Genomic DNA, 3,134 nt, shown 5'->3' with positions numbered 1-3,134 from the left:
GGCTCAGGCGGACGGCTCGCCGGTGGCGGTGCCCGTGCAGCAGGCCTCGGGGGCGCCGGCGGCGCTCTTGCCGAGGGTGTCGGCGTCGGCCTTGACCACGTAGACCTCCCAGGGCTCCTTGCCGGGGGCGGTCACCCAGACCTTGTCCTGGACGGCGTAGCAGCAGGAGGTGTCGTTCTCCTCGAAGGCGGCGAGGCCGGCGTCCCGGAGGCGGGTGGTGGCGGCGGTGACCTGCTCGGTGGAGGCGACCTCGACGCCGAGGTGGTCCAGGCGGGTGTCCTCGCCAGGCTCGCCCTCGATGAGGACGAGCTTCAGCGGGGGCTCGGTGATGGCGAAGTTCGCGTAGCCGGGGCGGCGCTTGGCGGGCTCGGTGCCGAAGAGCTTGGTGTAGAAGGCGATGGAGCCTTCGAGGTCGGCGACGCGCAGGGCGAGCTGGACACGGGACATGGTGGCCTCCAACAGGCTGGATCGAGCCTGGATCGATATCCGTCGATGCAAGCTTGCGGACTGGATCGGCGTTCGTCAATATAGAAGCATGTCGAAACAGGAACTCCGAGTACTGGGCCAGGACGACGGCGCGGACGGCTGCTGCCCCGGGCTGCTGAGCGCTCCGCTGGACGAAGGGCAGGCCGCCGAACTGGCGCCGCTGTTCAAGGCCCTGGGCGATCCGGTGCGGCTGCGGCTGCTGTCGATGATCGCCTCCGGCGCCGGCGGCGAGGTGTGCGTCTGCGACCTGACCCCGGCCTTCGACCTGTCCCAGCCGACGATCTCCCACCACCTGAAGCTGCTGCGGCAGGCCGGGCTGATCGACTCCGAGCGCCGGGGCACCTGGGTGTACTACCGGCTGGTCCCCGAGACCACCGACCGCCTCGCGGGCGTCCTCACCCGCCCGGTGCCGCTCGAACCCGGCCCGGCGTCGACCCGAACCCGCCCGGTGCCGCTCGGAGCCGCCGAGTGAGCGCCGCAATCGGGGCGCCCGCCCCCGCCCCCGTCGCCGGCCGGCTGTCGTTCGTCGACCGCTACCTCGCGCTCTGGATCCTCGCCGCGATGGCCCTCGGCATCGGCCTCGGCCGGCTCGTCCCGGGCCTGGGCGACGCGCTCGCGAAGGTGACCGTCACCGGCGTCTCGCTGCCGATCGCGCTCGGCCTGCTGGTGATGATGTACCCGGTGCTCGCCAAGGTCCGCTACGACCGGCTCGACACCGTCACCCGGAACCGCCGCCTGCTGATCCCCTCCCTGGTGCTCAACTGGCTGGTCGGGCCCGCCGTGATGTTCGCGCTCGCCTGGCTGCTGCTGCCCGACCTGCCCGAGTACCGCACCGGACTGATCATCGTCGGCCTCGCCCGCTGCATCGCCATGGTGATCATCTGGAACGACCTGGCCTGCGGCGACCGGGAGGCCGCCGCCGTGCTCGTCGCCCTGAACTCCGTCTTCCAGGTGGTCGCGTTCGGCGCGCTGGGCTGGTTCTACCTGTCCGTGCTGCCCGGGTGGCTCGGCCTGGAACAGGCGGCGCTCGACGTGTCGGCCTGGGAGATCGCCCGCAGCGTGCTGGTCTTCCTCGGCATCCCGCTCGCCGCCGGCTACCTCACCCGCCGCCTGGGCGAGAAGGCCCGCGGCCGCACCTGGTACGAGACCGGGCTGCTGCCGCGGATCGGCCCGTTCGCGCTGTACGGGCTGCTGTTCACGATCGTCGTCCTGTTCGCGCTCCAGGGCCGTGCGATCACCTCGCAGCCCCTCGACGTCGCCCGGATCGCGCTGCCGCTGCTGGTGTACTTCGCCGTCATGTGGGCCGGTTCCCTGGCGCTGGGCCGCGCGGTGGGCCTGGACCACCCGCGCGCCACCACCCTGGCGTTCACCGCCGCGGGCAACAACTTCGAACTGGCCATCGCCGTCGCCATCGCCACCTTCGGCGCCACCAGCGGCCAGGCCCTCGCCGGAGTCGTCGGGCCGCTGATCGAGGTGCCGGTGCTCATCGGCCTCGTCCACGTGGCCCTGGCCGCCCGCCGCTACTTCCCCCAGCCCGCCACCGCCGTCGAAGGGTCCGCCCGTGTCTGAGCCTCAGCCGCCCGTGCCCGCAGCCGTGTTGCCGTCCGGGCCGTCCAAGCCCTCCAAGCCGTCCGTGCTGTTCGTCTGCGTGCACAACGCCGGCCGTTCCCAGATGGCCGCCGCCTTCCTCAGCCACCTCGGCGGCGACCGGGTCGAGGTCCGGTCAGCCGGCTCCGCGCCCGCCGACACCGTCAACCCGGCCGTGGTCCGGGCGATGGCCGAGGCGGGGATCGACCTCTCCGCCGAGACGCCCAAGGTCCTCACCGTCGAGGCGGTCCGGGCCTCGGACGTGGTGATCACCATGGGCTGCGGCGACGCCTGCCCGTACTTCCCCGGAAAGCGCTACCTGGACTGGCAGTTGGTGGACCCGGCCGGCCAGGGCATCGACGCCGTGCGCCCGATCCGCGACGAGATCGAGCGGCGGGTCCGCGCTCTTCTCGCCGAGCTGGGCGTGGGCGTGGGGGCGGGGACGTGACCGGGGACGTGACCGTCGTCGCGATGACGGTGGCGCACGCCGAGCAGGTCCTGGCGATCTACCGGTTCGGGATCGACGGCGGCGACGCCACCTTCGAGACCGCCGCGCCGAGCTGGGAGGCGTTCGACGCCGCGCGCCTGGCCGAGCACCGTCTCGTCGCCCTCGACGGACACGGGGACGGGGACGGGGACGGGCACGGGCACGGCCGGGTGCTCGGCTGGGCCGCGGTGGCCCGGGTGTCGGACCGGTGCGCGTACGCGGGTGTGGTCGAACACTCCGTCTACGTCCACCCCGAAGCGCGGGGGCGGGGCGTGGGCGCCGCGTTGCTGGAGGCGCTGATCGCCTCCACCGAGCGGGCCGGGATCTGGACGATCCAGTCGGGGATCTTCCCGGAGAACACGGCCAGTCTCGCCCTGCACGCCAGGGCCGAGTTCCGGGTCGTCGGGACGCGGGAGCGCGTCGGCCGGCGCGACGGCCGGTGGCGCGACGTGGTCCTCCTCGAACGCCGCAGTCCTACGGTCGGTTGAGCACATCGTTGACCACCCCCGACCTCCATACGACGGCGGGCAAGATCGAGGACTTCCGGCTGCGAGCGGCCGAGGCGGTGCGGGCC

Annotated in this window: 5 protein-coding genes; 4 read left to right on the top strand and 1 reads right to left on the bottom strand. The window is 73.0% G+C overall.

What is annotated here, in order from left to right:
* Positions 1-3 precede the first annotated feature (3 nt).
* On the bottom strand, positions 4-447 hold the full coding sequence (locus ACFU7Z_RS38165) for an ArsI/CadI family heavy metal resistance metalloenzyme (RefSeq protein ID WP_049651017.1): 444 nt from the start codon (positions 445-447) through the stop codon (positions 4-6).
* Positions 448-535: 88 nt separating this feature from the next.
* On the opposite strand from ACFU7Z_RS38165, the gene ACFU7Z_RS38160 reads away from it, so the two are divergent.
* The 4 genes from ACFU7Z_RS38160 to ACFU7Z_RS38145 all read left to right on the top strand — a co-directional run bounded on the left by ACFU7Z_RS38160 (position 536) and on the right by ACFU7Z_RS38145 (position 3,048).
* Positions 536-958: an ArsR/SmtB family transcription factor gene (locus ACFU7Z_RS38160; RefSeq protein WP_380782703.1), complete on the top strand. Its 423-nt coding sequence runs from the start codon at positions 536-538 to the stop codon at positions 956-958.
* A gap of 89 nt (positions 959-1,047) precedes the next feature.
* The gene (arsB, locus tag ACFU7Z_RS38155; protein WP_234348336.1) at positions 1,048-2,055 is read left to right on the top strand and encodes an ACR3 family arsenite efflux transporter; all 1,008 of its coding nucleotides are present in this window, start codon (positions 1,048-1,050) and stop codon (positions 2,053-2,055) included.
* Between the two features lie 13 nt (positions 2,056-2,068).
* The gene (locus ACFU7Z_RS38150; RefSeq protein WP_380782701.1) at positions 2,069-2,521 is read left to right on the top strand and encodes an arsenate reductase ArsC; all 453 of its coding nucleotides are present in this window, start codon (positions 2,069-2,071) and stop codon (positions 2,519-2,521) included.
* A 23-nt stretch (positions 2,522-2,544) separates the two neighbouring features.
* A complete protein-coding gene (locus ACFU7Z_RS38145) occupies positions 2,545-3,048 on the top strand; it encodes a GNAT family N-acetyltransferase (protein ID WP_380782706.1) in 504 nt (167 codons plus the stop codon).
* The last annotated feature ends 86 nt before the right edge of the window (positions 3,049-3,134 follow it).

This window comes from Kitasatospora sp. NPDC057518, assembly GCF_042802075.1.
GTDB lineage: Bacteria > Actinomycetota > Actinomycetes > Streptomycetales > Streptomycetaceae > Kitasatospora.
Note: the sequence above shows the minus strand (reverse complement) of the source record. Positions and strands in the feature narration are given on the sequence as shown.

Coding starts and splice junctions, on each gene's coding strand:
- ACFU7Z_RS38165 (WP_049651017.1), bottom strand. CDS start 447: ATGTCCCGTGTCCAGCTCGCCCTGCGCGTCGCCGACCTCGAAGGCTCC.
- ACFU7Z_RS38160 (WP_380782703.1), top strand. CDS start 536: ATGTCGAAACAGGAACTCCGAGTACTGGGCCAGGACGACGGCGCGGAC.
- arsB (WP_234348336.1), top strand. CDS start 1,048: ATGGCCCTCGGCATCGGCCTCGGCCGGCTCGTCCCGGGCCTGGGCGAC.
- ACFU7Z_RS38145 (WP_380782706.1), top strand. CDS start 2,545: ATGACGGTGGCGCACGCCGAGCAGGTCCTGGCGATCTACCGGTTCGGG.